This window comes from Photorhabdus machadonis, from assembly GCF_052657765.1.
In genome coordinates this window covers 4,952,493-4,969,802 of record NZ_CP199761.1, presented here as the reverse complement: position 1 = coordinate 4,969,802, position 17,310 = coordinate 4,952,493, and the positions used below count along the sequence as shown (strand labels likewise).

The following is a 17,310-nucleotide window of genomic DNA, read 5'->3' as shown; positions in this document are numbered from 1 at the left end:
TGAACGCATCCCCAGGCGCATAGATAACGATGTGACTGGGGTAAGTGAAAGTCGCCAACAAAGCAGCAACTTGAAAGATGAAGGGTATAAACAATTAATTCCGACACAATCTTTCACAAAAAGCCTAGTTTGCTCCATATCCGTGGGTATATTTGGCGCTATAGTTGGAGGCCGATGAAGTTAAGCTGTTCTGGAGAAGAGAGCCAACACGTTACATTAGATCCCCCCCTTAACACATGACACACATTGGTTTACCTGAAACGGGTTCGGGGTGAATTTCTGCTTCAATGCTGAATACCCGCTGTAATAATTCCGGTGTCATAACCTCTTCGGGGGAGCCTTGGGCGATAATCTGCCCTTGCGAAAGCAGCACTAGGTGGTCACAGTACCGGCTGGCCTGATTGAGGTCGTGCAGTACCGTCACTACCGTTTTTCCTTCGCTGTTCAGTTCACGTAGTAGCTTCATCAATTCCACTTGATGATTGATATCCAGGTACGTAGTGGGTTCGTCAAGCAGTAGCACCGGCGTATCCTGGGCCAGAACCATCGCCAGAAAAGCACGTTGGCGTTGCCCGCCAGAAAGGTCTGTAACGCGTTTATCGGCAAGATGGCTAATCTGTGTTTTTTCCATTGCTTGTTGCACAAGACGATGATCATGAGATGCTAAACGCCCCCAGAACGTCAGCCAGGGGCTGCGTCCGTATGCAACCAGTTCACGGACGGCGATCCCCTCAGGTGTGAGAGGGTGTTGCGGCAAAAGCGCCAGATGTCTGGCGAGCTTGCGTGAGGAAAAGTGCGCCAAAGGTTCATTATTTATTGTTAACTTTCCAGATAATGGTGTTAATAGCCTTGAAAAGCATTTCAGTAATGTCGATTTCCCACAACCGTTGGGGCCGAGCAGTGCTGTGATTTTCCCAGTTGAAAGGGTAAGCGACAGGTCATTCAGAATGTATTTTTCCCCGTAGCCCGCAGATAACTTTTCTGTAGCCAGTTGCATTTAACGCGTCCTCACTAAAAGCCAGAAGAAATAAGGGGTGCCAATGATGGCGGTCAGTACGCCTGCTGGTAGCTCCATCGGTGGATCTAGGGTTCTTGCCAGCAAATCGGCTAGCAGCAGAACCTGCGCACCCGTAAGCATGGATGCTGGTATAAGCCAGCGATGCCGTCCTCCCACAAGCCTGCGAACGAGATGGGGTACCACGAGGCTGATAAAGCTAATCGGTCCGCAAACGGCGACGCATGTTGCGGCAAGTGCTACTGCCAGCATGAGTCCCCACGATTGTACGTGTAGGAGCGAAACGCCTAGTGTGCTGGCGCTGTCATCACCGAGTGCCAATAAATCTAAGTCGCGACAAAAGCGTAGACTGAACGGCATCAGTATCATCAATATCGGTAGAGCTATCGCCACAAACTGCCAGTCGCGTCCCCACAGACTGCCTGTCAGCCATAAAAGCGCGTTGTTGATATCCTGCGGACGTGAGAGTATCAGATAGTCGGTGATGCTTGTCCAGGTAGCTGAAAGTGCCACGCCAACCAGCGCAAGGCGCAGTGGCGAAGAAGGTCCGGCAATCGCTCGCAGCAGGATTAGCGCGGCTATTCCGCCGCCAAAAGCGAGCAGCGGAAGCCACAGTACTGGTAGAGAAGGGAAAAGGATCAGTGCGCTGATGGACGCCAGGCTTGCTGCATGATTTATCCCCAGTACATCGGGTGAGGCCAGTGGATTACGAACAATACCCTGGATCAGAACGCCGGAAAGTGCCAGTGCAGCGCCTACAGTGATGGCCAGTAAAATGCGCGGTAGGCGGTACTGCGTGAGCATAAAGTGGTGTTTGTCACTGGGTTGCCAGCCACTTATTAACGCTTCCCAGGGAAGCGGTTGTGCACCCATGCGTAGCGCCAGTACCAGTGTAACCGCTAGTAGCAACATCAAAAGTGAAATAACCTGACGATTCATGCTCGCCTCCTTGCCAGCCAGACAAAGCAGGGAGCACCAATCAGCGCCAGTACCGCGCCTGCCGGGAGTTCTCCTGGCCAGGCCAGCGCTCGGGCCAGTAAATCCGCAAGTAGCATAAATACGGCTCCCAGCAACATACACATTGGTAGTGCGCGGCGCAGATCATAGCCAACCCAGAAACGCGCCAGATGCGGCATCAGAAGGCCAATAAACATGACCGGTCCTGCAACACTGACACAGGCTCCCACCAGAATCAGTACCGCCAGATTGACGAAAATGCGCAGGTGTGTCAGGTTCACACCAAGCGTATGGGCACTCACATCGCCAGCGTTGAGCAGATTAAGCGATTTCGCCAACAACAAAACCACAGGTGCAGTGACTGCCACGAAAGGAAATAGTTGCCAGAATTCTGACCAACGGACATGAGAGACTCCACCCGCCAGCCAGTAGAAAATGCCGTAAGCATGATCTTCGGCAAGCAGTAGCGTAATGCGTGTTAGTGCCATACATAAGGCAGATAAAGCAATGCCCGCCAGAATCAGCTGGTTGCGATCGTATTTTTGCTGCCAGCTGCCACTTGCGGCCATCACCATCATCCAACTGATTCCACCGCCACAGGCCGCCACTAGGGAAATGGAATATCCGGCTAGAGGCGCTGGACTGAAAGCGCTGACCAGCGCTATTGCCAGCGCTGCACCACTGTTAATTCCCAGTAAGGAGGGTGAGGCCAGAGGATTATGGGTGAGCGTCTGGAGTAATGCACCGGCCAGCGCCAGCGCGGCGCCGAGCAAAATAGCAACCAGACTGCGTGGTAGTCGCAGATTGATGACCAGTGCTTCAGGCAGCGTCGGTGTATGACCTGGCACCAGCGCTTTGAGCGCACTGATAGCGGGAATCGGAATAGCGGAATAGCAAAACAGGCTTAACCAGAACGCGCTAAACAGTGCAATCAACGGTAATCCCCAGCGCCAGACGGGATGATAGCGGCGTCTCATGGTGTTTCGTTAACCGGCTGATGATGGAAGATTCTTACCGCATCACTGCCAATGTGTTCAGCGGCAAATATCCCGCGCATACGTGCCCAAGTGTTACTATCTACCGCTGCTATCTGATGTTTGTGCTGTGCTGTCATCATCTGCCACAGCGTGTCCTGCTGCCAGCGCTTCGCAATGCTTTCCTGGCGATAGTGGGCCACGATAAGCCAGTCAGGATTGAGTGCCAGCAATTGTTCAAGGCTGAGAGAAACCATTGCCGCGTGATTAACTGGCATGGGAACCTTCAACCCTAATGCGATTAAGACACTGCCGGTATAGGTGTCGCTGGAGTGCAGGTTAAATTGTTGTTCGCGCGAGGTGCCAAAAACCACACTGACACCTTGTGGCAACTGGCTGGCATAGCCTTTCATGCGTTTATGGTGCTCTGCCAGCCGTTTTTGCATCTCACGATCTTTCCCCATCACTTTGCCGATGATAGCGGCAGATTGCAGGTTTTCTTCATAGGTTTCGTTGCGGGACTTTAGCAGCAGGACGGGGGCGATGCCCTTGAGTGCCTGATAAATCCCTGCATGGCGGCGATTGTCCGCAATGATGAGATCCGGCTTCAACGCGCTGATCACTTCAAGGCTCGGCTGGGCGCGAGTGCCTATTGACTGCCAGGGCTTAATATGTTGGCGAACATCCGAGAGGATGCGCAGCGGATCGTTGTCATCGGCAATACCCACCGGGCTGATATTGATGGCGGCCAGCGCATCAACAAACGACAGTTCCAGCACGACCACGCGTTTAGGAACAGTATTGAGGGTGAAACTACCTTGCTCATCCTGCACCGTGACGGCAAGGGCACGGGTCAGGCTGGTGGAGAAGAGCAAAGCGATAAACATAATGCGGATCAGTGCAGACATAACTGAGCTCCAGAAATAGCAAAGCCGGGCAATGGCCCGGCGAAAGGGTTAACGTAGCATCAGAACTTCAGCGAACCTTGCATATAGAATATGCGCGGCTGCCCGGCGTAGATGCCTTTATTGTTATCATCATAGGAGCGGGTGTAATACTCGTGGTCGAAAATGTTTTTCACCCCAAAGCCTAGAGTCAGATTGGCCATTTTTGGGCCGAAGTCATACGCCATGCGCGCATCCCACAGCATAAAGCCTGGAATGCGGCCGGTGCTGCCATCGGCACTTTCCTGTACGGTGTTAACGTTATCGGCAAATTGGCTAGACTGGAATTCGCTGTTGAGGTTGAAGGTCCAACTGCCAGGTTTGTAATCCATGCCAAGTGTACCTTTATGTCTCGGTGAGAATGGCACTTGATTCCCGTAGGTATCGCCTTTTTCGCGAATTTCTGCGTTCACATATGTGTAGTTGGCGTAAACCGAAACGTTCTCCAGTTTAGGCGTAAGCTCGGAAAGATTGTAACGTGCCTGAGTTTCCAACCCAGTGTGTCGGGTTTTTCCACGTGCCGTAACCGTATCGTTGGTCTGGTTGGAGTCGTACTGATTGTTGAAGTTAATCAGGAACAGCCCCATTTCCGCAGTCAGAGCGCCGTCGTCGTAGCGGGTTCCGACTTCCCAGGTTCGTGCTTTTTCCGGTTCTACATTGCCGCTCCGCACAGCTTTACCAATCTGGCTGTACTGTACGGTACCGAATGAGCTTTCCGTATTGGCATAAAGATTCCAGCTGTCAGTAACGTGATAAAGAACGTTGAGTGCAGGCAGCGGCGCATTGTAGCTTACTTCTTGGCGGGTGCCTTTCAGGTTGTTGTTTTGGATGGATTTGATATGTTCGAATCGTATCCCTGGAGTGATGGTCCAGTTGCCGATATCAATGCGGTCGTCAATGTACCAAGCATGAGCCTCGGTGCCAGAGCGGGTATTACGGTCATAAGGGCTCGATGTGCTGGGTAATTCGCCGCTGCTGGTGGCGGTGTAGTAACGCATTTCGTGACTGGCTTCATTCACGTAACGGTAGCCAATTCCTACTTCATGGGCTGAAGGCCCTAAATTGAAGAGCTGGCTATAGCGCGGTTCGATGCTGCGCACCCAGTATTCCCGTGGGGAAAGGGTAATGCGTTTGCCCTGCTCAAGATAACCGCTGCGTAAGGTATGGGTATATAAGCTCTGAATATTGAATTTGTGCTGCTGGTCGGGCTGATACTGATAGCTGAGGCTTGCGAGCTGACGGCGGCCCCAGAAGCGATCATATGAGCGAGTGGATTGCCAGCGATTGGCATCATAATCGGCGCGTGAAAGACCTCCGGGCATATCCGCACTGCCATCATAATATTGCAGCAGGCTGTTGAAGGTGTGCACTTCATTGGGTGCATAGCGGCTTTTGAGCATCATGTCGTCAATGTGCGTGGCGCTGTGCTCGCGCCAGTCGCTACCTCGTGTACCGGAGTAGAGAAGCGCCGTGCCGAAACCGTTATCTGCCGTACCTCCAATCATCAGATTATGGGTTTCTTTTGGATTATTTTGTGACGATGTGGGGCTAAGCTGGCCTTCTACGCTTGCCTCAATACCAAAATCCTGTGGGATAGCGCGAGTCACGAAATTCACCACACCCCCTACGCTTTGTGGTCCGTAGCGCACAGCGCCGCCGCCGCGTACCACGTCTACTGCGTCCATGTTGCCAAGAGATACTGGCGCCAACGATAGCTGTGGCTGACCGTAAGGCGCGTAGGGGACCGGAATGCCATCCATCAGAACCGTAGAGCGGCTGGCAAGACGCGGGTTCAGGCCACGAATGCCGAAGTTCATCGCCAGGTCGTGACTGCCGGTACCGTTGTTTTCCGGTGCGCTGACGCCAGGAATGCGGTTTAGCACTTCACGCATTGTTGTTGCGCCTGTTTTGGCAAAATCCTCACGGCGGATGACATCGCGTGCGCCTGCATGTTCAAATACGTCAGTTTCACGTGCACTGCCTAGCCAGTCGCCTATCACGGTCATCGAGTCTTTCGGCGTGACAGAAGCGGGTTCGAGTGTGAACGTGTTATCACCCAACGTTTTCGCCTGTAAATCAGTACCGGCCAGTAAGGTGTTCAGCCCATCGGTGATGGAGTAATCGCCGTGTAGGCCGCTACTTTGTTTGCCGCGCGTTAAGCTGGCATCTACCGAAAAGGTAATACCTGCGCGGGTGGAATACTGATTGAGAACTTTATCCAGTTCGCCTGCATTAATGTCATAGTGTGCGCTAGCTGGTGCCACCGAAGCATACGTGATCCCCGAGGTTAGGCAAGCCGCCGGTAACAGGCTCAAATGAATCGCCAGTACCAGTGGTGTTGTTTTGTGAAGCGCACGTAGTGGCTGTGCACGTAAAGGCGTCATAACGTCTCCATAATCATTTTGTGGCTGTATTCACTTATAAGTCGAATGAAGAGGTAAAAAGGGACAATCGAAAATGATTATTTTTACGTTAATGATTTTTATGCGGGCAGAACATTCACCCAGTAACGGGTAATATATTGAATCTTAACGGGAAGTGTTTTTTCTATGACGGTTAATACCGTATCGGTATTTTTTATCGGGAAAGTGCCGCTTAACCGTAGTGAGGCGACAGTTGGGTCGCAGCGTAATACGCCGTTGCGATAGCGGGCGAGGGTCGCTATCACTTCACTCAGTGGTTTGTCGCTGAAGCTTAATATACCCTGCGTCCACGCGCTGTCTTCGGCGATTGCCGTTGTCAGTTCGCTAAAATTGGTGGCGCTGAATCTTAAGCTTTCACCCTGACGCACAATATATTTGCGGTCAGCATCGGTCAGTATCACCTCTACGGCATGCTGCTGCACGCTAACTAGCGTGGTATTGCCTTCCTGACGAACCGTAAATTGGGTACCCAATGCGGTCAATTGTGCCTGGCGGGTTTGTACGCGTAATAACCTTGTTTCAGCATCGTGCCCGGTAGTGATGGCAATTTCGCCATACCAGAGATGCACCAGACGTTGCTCAGGGTCAAAATGGACATCTACTGCGCTGTCAGTATTGAGTGTAAGCAGTGTGCCATCGCTCAGTCGATGATGCTGAATGTCCCCTTTAACAGTACGGTAATCGGCTCGCAGACCCTCTCCCGCTTCTGAATACCACAGTTGCCAGATACCACTCACTCCTAGTAGCAACAGCACGCTTTTCATCATTTTGCGGCGTGACAGGTGCGTTTCCTGAAGTGTGCGGCTTGCCACATCGCCTGGCACCACAAGCATTTGGTTACGCAGATTTTCCACCTGTTGCCACGCCCACTGATTATCCTGATGCTGTTCGTACCAATGTTGCCATTTTTCGGTTTGCCGTGGGCTTGCTTGATCGCTACTCAGTACGGCATACCAGTGTGATGCTGATTTTAGGGCCTGGAGACGAGAATTGGTCAACGTAGTATTCATATCAGAGTCCATGCTCCAGGCGAAACAGCAAGCAATGTTCGGTGGCTTTAGCCATATATTTTTTCACGGAACTGACAGACACATTAAGACGTGAAGCGATGTCGCTGTAGGTCAGACTTTCAAGCTGAGACAGTAAAAACGTTTGGCGCATTTTGCTGCTCAGGCCATCGATCATCTGGTCGATTTGTTGGAGCGTCTCAAGTTGACATTGACGAATTTCTGGCGAGGGTATAAGTGCCTCAGGCTGTTGCGCAAGCAGTTCCAGATAGGCTTTTTCCAGAGCGTTGCGGCGAAACAGATCGATCATCACCCTTTTGGCGATAGTGCAGAGGAAGGATTTTGGGTCGCGAATTGTCTGTAGCGAGTCACTGGTTATCACGCGGAGGAAGGTATCCTGCGCTACGTCGTCGGCGTCAAAGGACGATTGCAGTTTGCGTGTGAGCCAGTTTTTCAGCCAGCCGTGATGCGCGCCGTAAAACGATTCAAGCGCCAGCTCAGCGGAAACAACAATGTAGTCAGACATAGCTTTATAATATCAAAAGTTAATAATCACGGTATCATCTTAATGTGAGAATGGTAATCATTACAATTGTTCTTGAAGGTTTTTATTTCATGTTAACGTGATGTCGAGTAGGTGTGGTCGCACGACTTGTCGCTATTTCCTAAGATGTTGGAGTGCAAACACTGTTTTGTCAGATTTCGGTACCCATACGTATTCCACCCAATTTGATCACTGATTCTATTTTCGTAACAACATGAAAGTAAAAGCTTTATCGCTCTGGGATAGAATAATGTTACGGGAGCGTTTTTTGATAGAAATGGTTGTTGGTCAACTCAAAAATATTTCTCAGATAGAACATTCAAGGCATCGTAGCCTATTCAGTTTTTATTGGAGATGGTGTCGGAATTAATAGCTTACACCGTCCAACTAAAAACGCCGAGCTTGAATTTACGTGATTCTGAAAATTTGCTGCTCTTAAGCAAAGCTTAAATAAGCTACTTTTCAGTAGGGCGGTGGTGATAAGGACAAACCGAAATATATCCGCAAGCCGTTATCACCACTGATGTTTTTACTGTAATTCTTTACGAACTAATTCAATTACCTGTTTGATTTCGTTGCTGTTTAACTTACCTTCTTTGGCAAACTTCGCGACGCCATTTTTATCCAAGACAACAATGGCAGAATTTTTGGGTTCCAACTGCCAGGTTTTCTTGACGACACCATTGCTGTCAGCGATAAATTGGGACCAAGGAAACTCTTTTTTACTGTCTTCAATACTGCTGCGGACAAATGGCCCGGAACCAAATATGGCATCATTAACATTGATGATGGTGGTTGTTTGGTATTTCTCTTTTGAAAAATCAGCACGTTTTATTTCTTCTATCAGCGGAGCATTCAGTTCTTTTGCTGCACTACGACCTGCAATATGTTGTATGACTCTCACTTTTCCGATCAGTTTTCCACTATCCCAATTTTGGTAGCTAAACTTATTATTGTTGAGTAACAACTCACCTTTATCAGAAACACTGACCACAGGAACCTTTTGTTCCAGGTTAATGTTGTGAGCGAATGCCAGAGCAGGAGAACAAAGTAGCGCAGCATATAACATAAAATTCTTGATCATAATTTTTCCTTTGTAAGTGAATGTGACGATGCACGGGTCTTTAGCATAGCGGTTATCCGTTGATTTATCTCTTTAAAGAAGATCAATTTTTTAACATTAAGTAAGAGATAAATTTACATAGTTATGCATATCTAAATATCTGTCATTTTATGTAAAGTCAGTGCATAAAATTAAAAATGGGGGGAACAAAATCCGATAAATTAAGTCTACTATTCTACATAACGGTGTGGTGCATGGAGCTGGTTCACCAAACGTAACCGTAAGAAGCATAGGAGGAAAAAAGCAGAGATGAAAATTTTTCACCGATATAACCCACTGAAAATTGCTCTCTACGTTAAAACTTTATTCCGTGGACGTTTATACATTAAAGATATGGGGGCTTTTGAATTCGACTGCGGCAAAATTTTACCACCGAAGGTGAGAGACAAGCGCCATTTCAGTGTGATGAGTGAAGTTAATCAACAGGTGCTGCGTTTACAGGCTGAAATAGGATAGATAACGAAAATAGCCGCAAGCAGTATACTGAATAATCTGCGCCACAAATAAGTGGCGCTTAATATGAGAAGATTAAACGGCCTCAGTTCAAAAATAGGCCGTTTTTATTTATCGTCACTGATGGTTGGGTTGTGAGCGGGAGCCGTGGTGGGGGTGTCAGTGATTTTTGTGACTAATAGCTGATCGATTTTGTAGTTATCAATATCGACAACTTCGAACTTATAACCAGCAAATTTGACCGAATCAGTACGTTTTGGAATTTTCCGCAACCTGAACATCATAAAGCCTGCGATGGTTTCGTAGTTACTGGAATCATGGAAATCATCAATATCCAGTACCCGCTGTACATCATCAATCGGTGTTCCGCCTTCGACCAGCCATGAATTTTCGTCTCGGACGACAATCTGTTCTTCTTGCCCCTGACCAACTAAATCACCCATTAGGGTGGTCATAACATCATTGAGGGTAATTACACCCATTACTAGCGCGTATTCATTCAGGATAATAGCGAAATCTTCGCCGGCAGCTTTAAAGCTTTCCAAGGCATCTGAAAGCGTTAAGGTATCTGGAATGATCAGCGCGTTGCGGATCTGGACACCTTTATTGAAGCTCAGGCTCTGACCACTCAGGACTTGGTTCAGCAGATCTTTGGAATCCACATAACCGATAACATGATCAATATCTCCGTCACATATCAGATACTTGGAGTGTGGTTGGGTGGAAATCTGTTGTTTGATACTTTCTTCACTTTCATTCTTATCAAAGTAGACGACGCTTTCCCGTGAGGTCATGGCAGAAGGAACGGTACGGGATTCGAGTTCGAACACGTTTTCAATCAGCTCATGCTCTTGTTTACGTAGGATACCAGCAACAGCCCCTGCTTCTACAACCGCGAAAATATCATCAGATGTGATGTCTTCATTACGCGCCATCGGAATTTTAAAGATCTTAAAGATAAGATCAGCCAGTCCATTAAATAACCAAACTAATGGGCGGAAAATTGCCAGACAGAAACGCATTGGATTAACGATTTTCACCGCGATAGCTTCTGGTTTGATCATGCCGATACGCTTTGGTGTTAGGTCAGCAAGCAAAATAAATGCACTGGTCACAATGATGAATGAACAGATAAAGCCGAGTTGTTCTGCCCATTCTGGTCGCATAAATTGAATGAAAAAAGCTTTCAGTGAAGGAGAGAATGCCGATTCACCGACAACACCTGCCAAAATGGCGACTGCGTTCAGGCCGATTTGCACAACGGTAAAAAACATCCCTGGAGATTCTTGTAATTTGAGAACATGAGCTGCGTTGACATTACCTTCATCTGTCATCAGTTTTAATTTGATTCGCCTTGAGGCGGCAAGAGAAATTTCAGATAACGAAAAAAAGGCGCTGATCGCGCACAATAAAAGCACCACTAATAGACTGTTTAGCATAAGGTATCCGTGTTTTACCTCCGGTGATAGGGTAGGTTATCGTTGAAAGAACACCGGAGGAAACAATAAAAATCATATAAAATAAAAAGTTGCAATAAATGCTTAGAAAGCTATTGATTAGTGTATTAATTATAACATCAGTTTAGATGAGCCGGCTAGTTTTTGCTCATTTGGGGTAGGCAAATGCCAATACCGCCTAACCCGCAATACCCCTCAGGATTTTTAAACAGATACTGCTGGTGATAGTCTTCAGCAAAATAGAATGGCCCTGCTTCTGTGATCTCGGTTGTAACAGGTCGGTTATCTTCTTGCTGTTGCATGGCTTTTTGGAAGCGTTCACGGCTGGCTAATGCCAGTTCATGTTGCAGAGGTGACACAGTATAAATCGCGGAACGATACTGAGTACCAATATCCCCTCCCTGACGCATTCCTTGAGCCGGGTCGTGGTTTTCCCAGAAAAGTTTTAACAGGTTTTCGTAACTATTTTTTGCCGGATCATAAACAATTCTGACAACCTCGGTGTGACCGGTCTGGCCGCTACAGACTTCTTCATAAGTTGGATTTAGTGTTGTACCACCGCTGTAACCCGCAGAGGTCGTGTAAATATCAGGTTGTTGCCAGAACAGCCGTTCTACGCCCCAAAAGCATCCCATACCAAAATAGGCAACTTCCATATTGGCTGGAACAGGCTCTATTGTATGATTGGTGACAGTATGGTTAGGTGAAATCTTAAGTGGTTCAGCTCTTCCTGGTAATGTACTTTGAGGATCAATAGATGGGGTTTTACTCGCTGATGTTGGCACAATTCCCTCCTGTAATTATTAAGTTTTCAGATATTGATAGATTGTATATATTATAAACTTTACTCAAGATTAATTTTATTATAGTCAAATTATTCCGATTAGGTTAGGAGTTCGCGTGTCAAGATACCCCATTTTATGTTTTCTTTGTGTGTCTATCGCAACTCCCATCGCTCATAGTGCTAGTCTTCGCCTAAAAATAGAAGGATTAACTGGCAGTTTAGAAAAAAATGCCCGAGTTCATCTTTCCACTATCAGTACTGACGAAGTTGCGGCAGATGGTCGTTTCCGCTCTCGTGTAGATAAAGCGATTCGTGAAGGTCTGCGTCCCCTTGGTTATTATGAACCCATTATCGAATTTACCTATCAGGAAAATAAACCCCCCGCTCGTTCGGTATTAACAGCAAAAGTCACGGCCGGTGAACCTGTACGGATTGCCGGTGTTAATGTTGTTTTGGAAGGTGGGGCTAAGGCAGATAGAGATTATGCCAAACTGGTTAAAAGCAAAAGCCCGAAAAAAGGGACAATTCTTAATCATGGTGGATATGAAAGGTTTAAAGGCTCTTTAACCGGGCTTGCTATTAGAAAAGGTTATTTTGACGCCGTAATGAAAAAGAGCCAATTGGGTGTTGCTAAAGAGCGGCATGAAGCATTTTGGGATTTTAATTTTAACAGCGGTGAGCGTTATCACTTTGGTCAGATATATTATCGTGGTTCACAAATTCGTGAAGATTATCTGAGTCACTTGGTGCCGTTCAAAGAAGGGGATTTGTATACCTCGGAACAATTGGCCGAATTCAATCGGCGGCTGGCAGAAACGGGTTGGTTTAATTCAGCACTGGTGACACCTGATTTTAATGCCGCCCGAAAAAGTGGCAATAAGACTCTCCCTCTTGATGCGGTATTAACACCACGTTCCAAAAACTATGTTGAATTAGGTGGGGGTTATGGAACAGATGTTGGGCCACGGGTAAAAGCTAAGTGGACAAAACCGTGGCTGAATTCTCGTGGACATAGCCTTGGCACGAGTATCAACCTTTCTGCACCTGAACAGGTGATTGATGCTACCTATAAAATGCCGCTGAAAGCGAATCCGCTGGAGCAATATTATGCGTTGCAGACCGGTTATAAACGTAAGGATGTCAACGATACCGTATCAGATACTGCGACGGTGAACCTTTCCCGTAACTGGGATCTTTCAACTGGTTGGCAGTATGGGATCAATATGCGCTGGAGCCTCAGCCACTTTACTCAAGCTAATATCACGAATACTGCTATGTTGTTGTATCCGGGAGTGAATGTGAGTCGTATCCGCCAACGTGGGGGTACGATGCCTTATTGGGGCGATAGCCAGCGTTATTCCATTGATATTTCTGATACCCTTTGGGGTTCTGATGTGGATTTCCTGGTATTACAGGCGCAAAACGTTTGGATCAGAACTTACTGGGATAACCATCGTTTTGTTGCCCGGGGTAATTTGGGTTGGATAGAAACCAATGAGTTCCAGAAAGTCCCTCCTGATTTACGTTTCTTTGCCGGTGGTGATCGCAGTGTCCGTGGCTACCAATATCAGAAAATTTCTCCCAAAGACGATAAAGGAAAATTGACTGGGGCATCCATGCTGATCGTGGGTTCGCTTGAGTATCAATATAACGTAACGGGTGATTGGTGGAGTGCTGTTTTTGTTGATACCGGTGAAGCAGTCAATGATGTTAGAAGGAGCAATTTCAAAACTGGCGCAGGTGTTGGTGTGCGTTGGGCTTCTCCTGTCGGACCCATTAAGTTTGACCTGGCCAGGCCTATAGGGGATTCGGAATCCCGTAATATCCAGTTTTACATCGGGTTAGGATCTGAATTATGAGATGGATTAAGAAGGTCAGTATTGCTTTTTTACTGATTATTACGCTGTTAGTTATTGCTGTTGCCGGATTGGTAGGAACGCAATCTGGCCTGCATACTATGATCAACAGTGCCGTCCGTTGGGTGCCGGGGTTGGATATCACCGGAGTTAGTGGTGGCTGGCGTGATTTGACCCTGAAAGGTATCAGGTACCAGATGCCCGGTGTTGATGTTAATGTGAATCAACTCCACCTTTCACTGCGTCTTTCCTGTCTTAAAAATAGTCAGTTATGTATTAATGCATTGACGGCAGAAGGCGTAAAAGTGGTGATTAACACCAAACAATTATCCCCTGCGAGAGAACCATCGCCAGAATCAGCGCCTCTGACGGAACTGGAGACGCCATATCCGATTTTACTTAACTTGTTATCTGTTAAAAATGCCGCAGTCACCGTAGATAATAGGGTATTTGCCCTTGATGAATTCAGGACCGCAGCGGAGTGGCAGCAAAAGGCGTTAATTTTTAAGCCAACGAAAATCAATGGATTGCTGGTGGGATTGCCAAAAACGACTCCTGAGCAATTGAAAACAGCGGAAGTAGCAGAGAAAGCAAAACGGGAAGTTGAACCGGAAAAGTCGTTGGGAGAAATCCTGAAAACATTGTTTTCTCAGCCGCTATTGGCAACGTTACCGGAAGTGCCTATTCCATTGGATATTACTGTTGAAGAGATCAGGGGTAAGCAATTACGGCTGACCGGTGATACCAATATCACAATCAATGACTTATTACTGCAAATCAGTAATCAGGGGCAGCAGATTCAGCTCGATAAATTGAATGTAAAGGCACCGGAAGGTTCTTTAGCCGTTCATGGTTCCGCGACTTTGGCGCAGCAATGGCCGGTAAAACTGTCAATAAAAGGTGAGATAGATCAGCAAGAGATTCAAGGACAAAAAGTTGACTTGACGCTTAATGGGGCCTTGCTGGAGCAGCTCAACTTAATTCTGAATTTGTCTGGCCCTGTCAGAGCTAAAATTGATGCTCAGGTGGAACTGGCTAAGGTCGGTTTGCCAGTGCGTATGACGCTTGAAAGCCAGCAACTGAGTTGGCCTTTGGCGGGGGAGCCTGAATATCAGCTTGATAATGTAAAAATGCGCCTGAATGGTAAAACGAGTGGTTATGATGTGTCATTGCGTTCAGGTATTAAAGGTAATGAAATTCCATCGGCATTATTGGTGCTGGATGCTAAAGGTAATGAAGAACGCTTTAAGTTGACCCGCTTGCGCTTGTCTGCTTTGCAGGGAAGAACTGAACTGGTCGGTGTGGCCGATTGGAGTAAGGCGGTTAGTTGGAATGCGGTGTTGACACTCTCTGGAATCAATACTGCTAAACAGTGGCCGGAATGGCCAGCCGAAATAGAGGGGAAAATAGTGACTCGTGGCAGTTTGCACGGTGGTAGCTGGCAGCTCCGAATCCCAGAAATAACGCTTGATGGTAATGTAAAACAGAACTTGATAAAAGCCAGGGGTAAGATTTCGGGTAATGCGGCTGGTCAGTGGAATATTCCTCAATTTGAGCTGGCTTTGGGGCGTAATAAAATCAACCTCCAGGGACAGTTGTTCAAACAGTGGCAACTTGATGGCGATATCAAAGCACCGAGGTTGGATGGCTTATTACCGGGGCTTGGCGGTGTCGTTAATGGGACGCTGAAACTGCGTGGTAATATGCAAGCGCCTCAAATTCTGGCTGATCTGAATGCTAATGGGTTGAAATGGCAGGATTTGCGCATTGATAGTGTGAATGTGAAGGGAGATGTACGTTCTGCTGCGCAGATCCAGGGCGATCTTGCTATCAAAGTCGGTCAGTTGAAACAGGCTGATTTAATCGTTCGTAGTTTGACGCTGAATGCTAAGGGCAATGAAAAACAACATAATTTGCAACTGAAGGTCGATGGTGAGCCGGTTGCTGGTCAACTTGCGCTTAATGGTAGTTTTGATCGCAAGCAACAACGATGGAAAGGCAGTATTAATAATACCCGTTTTGATACTCCGGTTGGCGAATGGCGTTTAACTAAAGCTATTACTATTGATTATCTCAATCAGCAGCAGAAAGTCACTGTGGGTACTCATTGCTGGTTGAATCCACATGCACAGCTCTGCGTACCGAAACCCATTGAAGCCGGTGCCAGCGGTAGTGCATCTGTTATTCTTGATCGTTTTGATCTTGCTATGATTCAGCCATTACTGGGGCCTGAAACACATTTGAAAGGTGTATTCAGTGGTAATGCTAATGTTAAATGGAGTGCTGGAGGTGGATTGCCTCAGGCCAACGTTAATTTGCGTGGTGATGCGGTGCAGGTTAAGCAAGTGATTGATGGCATCGCATTACCTGTAGATTTTCAAACCCTGACACTCAATGCAGGCCTGAAGAATGGGGCCGCAGAGCTGAATGGGTTGTTTAAAATTATGGGAAATGGTCAGTTTAACGGTGCGGTACAGATTGCTGATCTTGAAGGGCGTCGCAAACTATCGGGCAATATCGTTATTCAGGATATTTCACTGGCGTTGATCGAACCGATTCTTGGAAAAGGTGATAAAGCAGAAGGTCATTTGAACGCTAACTTGCGTCTGGGCGGAAATGCCAAAAATCCATTACTGTTTGGTCGGTTGAACCTGAGCGCACTGCAAGCTTCGGGTCATTGGATTCCATTTGATATTACTCAAGGGCAACTTGGTGTAAATTTTGATGGAATACGTTCCGATCTTGAGGGTGTTATCAAAACGCCGAAGGGGCAACTTAACCTGAATGGTGATGCTGACTGGCGTAATTTGGATGCGTGGCATGCAAAAATCGCTGCTCACGGTGATAAATTGAGGGTAACTTTTCCACCAATGGTGAAAATTGATGTCAGCCCTGCTCTGGTGTTTGAGGCTTCTCCTCAGTTACTGAAATTGGATGGTAATGTTGCTATTCCCTGGGCGCGTATTACAGTTAAAGAACTACCCGAATCGGCTGTAGAGGCGTCATCGGATGAGATTATGTTGGGTGAGAATCTTCAGCCGTTAGAAGTGAAAAAAGCGTCAATCCCGATTCAAAGTAACTTGACGATTCATATAGGCGATGATGTTCGACTCAGTGCATTTGGCCTGAAAGCGAAACTTAGAGGCGCTCTGAAAGCGATTCAGGGTGAGCAGGGCCTGGGTTTGAATGGTCAAGTTGATATTCTTGATGGCCGTTTCCATGCCTATGGGCAGGATCTGATTGTCCGTAAAGGGATGATTGTGTTTTCAGGTCCACCAGATCAACCATTGCTTAATATTGAGGCTATCCGTAACCCAGAATCAACTGATGGCCGTGTTATTGCCGGGGTGAGAGTTACCGGTTTGGCGGATCAGCCAAAAGTGGAAATTTTCTCAGAACCTGCCAAATCACAACAGGAAGCGTTTTCTTACTTGTTGCGTGGTGAAGGGTTGGAGAGCAGTGATTCAGACAATTCTAAGATGGCGGCAATGTTGATAGGTTTGGGGGTTGCGCAGAGTGGTCAGTTGGTGGGTAAAATCGGTGAAATATTTGGTGTTTCCGATTTAGCACTGGATACTCAAGGGGTTGGTGATAAATCACAGGTAGTTGTTAGCGGAAAGATCACAAAAGATCTGCAAGTTAAGTATGGTGTTGGTATATTTGATTCACTGGCAACATTAACCTTACGCTATAGGTTAATGCCTAGATTGTATCTGGAAGCAGTGTCTGGTATTGATCAGACATTGGATTTGCTCTATCAGTTTGAGTTTTGA

The 17,310-nt window shown here is 47.2% G+C and carries 13 protein-coding genes and 1 pseudogene; 4 read left to right on the top strand and 10 right to left on the bottom strand.

What is annotated here, in order from left to right; translation table 11 throughout:
• Positions 1 to 229: 229 nt before the first annotated feature.
• The 7 genes from fecE to fecI form a co-directional block, all read right to left on the bottom strand.
• Entirely contained in the window at positions 230 to 997 is a 768-nt protein-coding gene (fecE, locus tag ACUN2T_RS23880) for a Fe(3+) dicitrate ABC transporter ATP-binding protein FecE (RefSeq protein ID WP_445495372.1), read from the bottom strand.
• Positions 998 to 1,954, bottom strand: a complete 957-nt coding sequence (fecD, locus tag ACUN2T_RS23875; RefSeq protein ID WP_445495370.1) for a Fe(3+) dicitrate ABC transporter permease subunit FecD — start codon at positions 1,952 to 1,954, stop codon at positions 998 to 1,000.
• Positions 1,951 to 2,949, bottom strand: a complete 999-nt coding sequence (fecC, locus tag ACUN2T_RS23870; protein WP_445495369.1) for an iron-dicitrate ABC transporter permease FecC — start codon at positions 2,947 to 2,949, stop codon at positions 1,951 to 1,953. The genes fecD and fecC overlap by 4 nt, the downstream gene beginning before the upstream one ends.
• A complete protein-coding gene (locus tag ACUN2T_RS23865) occupies positions 2,946 to 3,854 on the bottom strand; it encodes a Fe(3+) dicitrate ABC transporter substrate-binding protein FecB (RefSeq protein ID WP_445495367.1) in 909 nt (302 codons plus the stop codon). The genes fecC and ACUN2T_RS23865 overlap by 4 nt, the downstream gene beginning before the upstream one ends.
• 59 nt (positions 3,855 to 3,913) lie before the next feature.
• Entirely contained in the window at positions 3,914 to 6,274 is a 2,361-nt protein-coding gene (gene fecA / locus ACUN2T_RS23860; protein ID WP_445495366.1) for a TonB-dependent Fe(3+) dicitrate receptor FecA, read from the bottom strand.
• 98 nt (positions 6,275 to 6,372) lie between these two features.
• A complete protein-coding gene (gene fecR / locus ACUN2T_RS23855) occupies positions 6,373 to 7,323 on the bottom strand; it encodes a ferric citrate uptake sigma factor regulator FecR (RefSeq protein ID WP_445495364.1) in 951 nt (316 codons plus the stop codon).
• Position 7,324: 1 nt separating this feature from the next.
• Entirely contained in the window at positions 7,325 to 7,846 is a 522-nt protein-coding gene (gene fecI / locus ACUN2T_RS23850; protein ID WP_445495363.1) for a ferric citrate uptake sigma factor FecI, read from the bottom strand.
• Positions 7,847 to 8,069: 223 nt separating this feature from the next.
• Here fecI and ACUN2T_RS23845 point away from each other — a divergent pair.
• Positions 8,070 to 8,314: pseudogene (locus tag ACUN2T_RS23845) on the top strand (transposase); the annotation flags it as partial.
• 79 nt (positions 8,315 to 8,393) lie between these two features.
• Here the strand turns inward: ACUN2T_RS23845 and ACUN2T_RS23840 are convergent.
• Positions 8,394 to 8,948 (bottom strand): YtfJ family protein, encoded by a 555-nt coding sequence (locus ACUN2T_RS23840; protein WP_445495362.1) that lies wholly within the window; start codon positions 8,946 to 8,948, stop codon positions 8,394 to 8,396.
• A 288-nt stretch (positions 8,949 to 9,236) separates the two neighbouring features.
• On the opposite strand from ACUN2T_RS23840, the gene ACUN2T_RS23835 reads away from it, so the two are divergent.
• Positions 9,237 to 9,443, top strand: a complete 207-nt coding sequence (locus tag ACUN2T_RS23835) for a DUF1107 domain-containing protein (protein WP_011148633.1) — start codon at positions 9,237 to 9,239, stop codon at positions 9,441 to 9,443.
• Positions 9,444 to 9,547: 104 nt separating this feature from the next.
• Here ACUN2T_RS23835 and ACUN2T_RS23830 read toward each other — a convergent pair whose 3' ends face one another.
• Both ACUN2T_RS23830 and msrA read right to left on the bottom strand, forming a co-directional pair.
• Positions 9,548 to 10,879: a hemolysin family protein gene (locus ACUN2T_RS23830; RefSeq protein ID WP_445495361.1), complete on the bottom strand. Its 1,332-nt coding sequence runs from the start codon at positions 10,877 to 10,879 to the stop codon at positions 9,548 to 9,550.
• Positions 10,880 to 11,034: 155 nt separating this feature from the next.
• The gene (msrA, locus tag ACUN2T_RS23825; RefSeq protein WP_445495359.1) at positions 11,035 to 11,682 is read right to left on the bottom strand and encodes a peptide-methionine (S)-S-oxide reductase MsrA; all 648 of its coding nucleotides are present in this window, start codon (positions 11,680 to 11,682) and stop codon (positions 11,035 to 11,037) included.
• Between the two features lie 115 nt (positions 11,683 to 11,797).
• On the opposite strand from msrA, the gene tamA reads away from it, so the two are divergent.
• Positions 11,798 to 13,540 (top strand): autotransporter assembly complex protein TamA, encoded by a 1,743-nt coding sequence (gene tamA / locus ACUN2T_RS23820; RefSeq protein ID WP_445495358.1) that lies wholly within the window; start codon positions 11,798 to 11,800, stop codon positions 13,538 to 13,540.
• Positions 13,537 to 17,310: an autotransporter assembly complex protein TamB gene (gene tamB, locus ACUN2T_RS23815; RefSeq protein ID WP_445495357.1), complete on the top strand. Its 3,774-nt coding sequence runs from the start codon at positions 13,537 to 13,539 to the stop codon at positions 17,308 to 17,310. Before tamA ends, tamB begins: the two co-directional genes overlap by 4 nt.

Bases quoted from the DNA above. Each gene is read 5' to 3' on its own strand.
- tamB (WP_445495357.1), top strand. From the start codon at position 13,537: ATGAGATGGATTAAGAAGGTCAGTATTGCTTTTTTACTGATTATTACG.
- fecA (WP_445495366.1), bottom strand. From the start codon at position 6,274: ATGACGCCTTTACGTGCACAGCCACTACGTGCGCTTCACAAAACAACA.
- ACUN2T_RS23830 (WP_445495361.1), bottom strand. From the start codon at position 10,879: ATGCTAAACAGTCTATTAGTGGTGCTTTTATTGTGCGCGATCAGCGCC.
- fecI (WP_445495363.1), bottom strand. From the start codon at position 7,846: ATGTCTGACTACATTGTTGTTTCCGCTGAGCTGGCGCTTGAATCGTTT.
- ACUN2T_RS23865 (WP_445495367.1), bottom strand. From the start codon at position 3,854: ATGTCTGCACTGATCCGCATTATGTTTATCGCTTTGCTCTTCTCCACC.
- fecE (WP_445495372.1), bottom strand. From the start codon at position 997: ATGCAACTGGCTACAGAAAAGTTATCTGCGGGCTACGGGGAAAAATAC.
- ACUN2T_RS23835 (WP_011148633.1), top strand. From the start codon at position 9,237: ATGAAAATTTTTCACCGATATAACCCACTGAAAATTGCTCTCTACGTT.
- fecD (WP_445495370.1), bottom strand. From the start codon at position 1,954: ATGAATCGTCAGGTTATTTCACTTTTGATGTTGCTACTAGCGGTTACA.
- fecR (WP_445495364.1), bottom strand. From the start codon at position 7,323: ATGAATACTACGTTGACCAATTCTCGTCTCCAGGCCCTAAAATCAGCA.
- ACUN2T_RS23840 (WP_445495362.1), bottom strand. From the start codon at position 8,948: ATGATCAAGAATTTTATGTTATATGCTGCGCTACTTTGTTCTCCTGCT.
- fecC (WP_445495369.1), bottom strand. From the start codon at position 2,949: ATGAGACGCCGCTATCATCCCGTCTGGCGCTGGGGATTACCGTTGATT.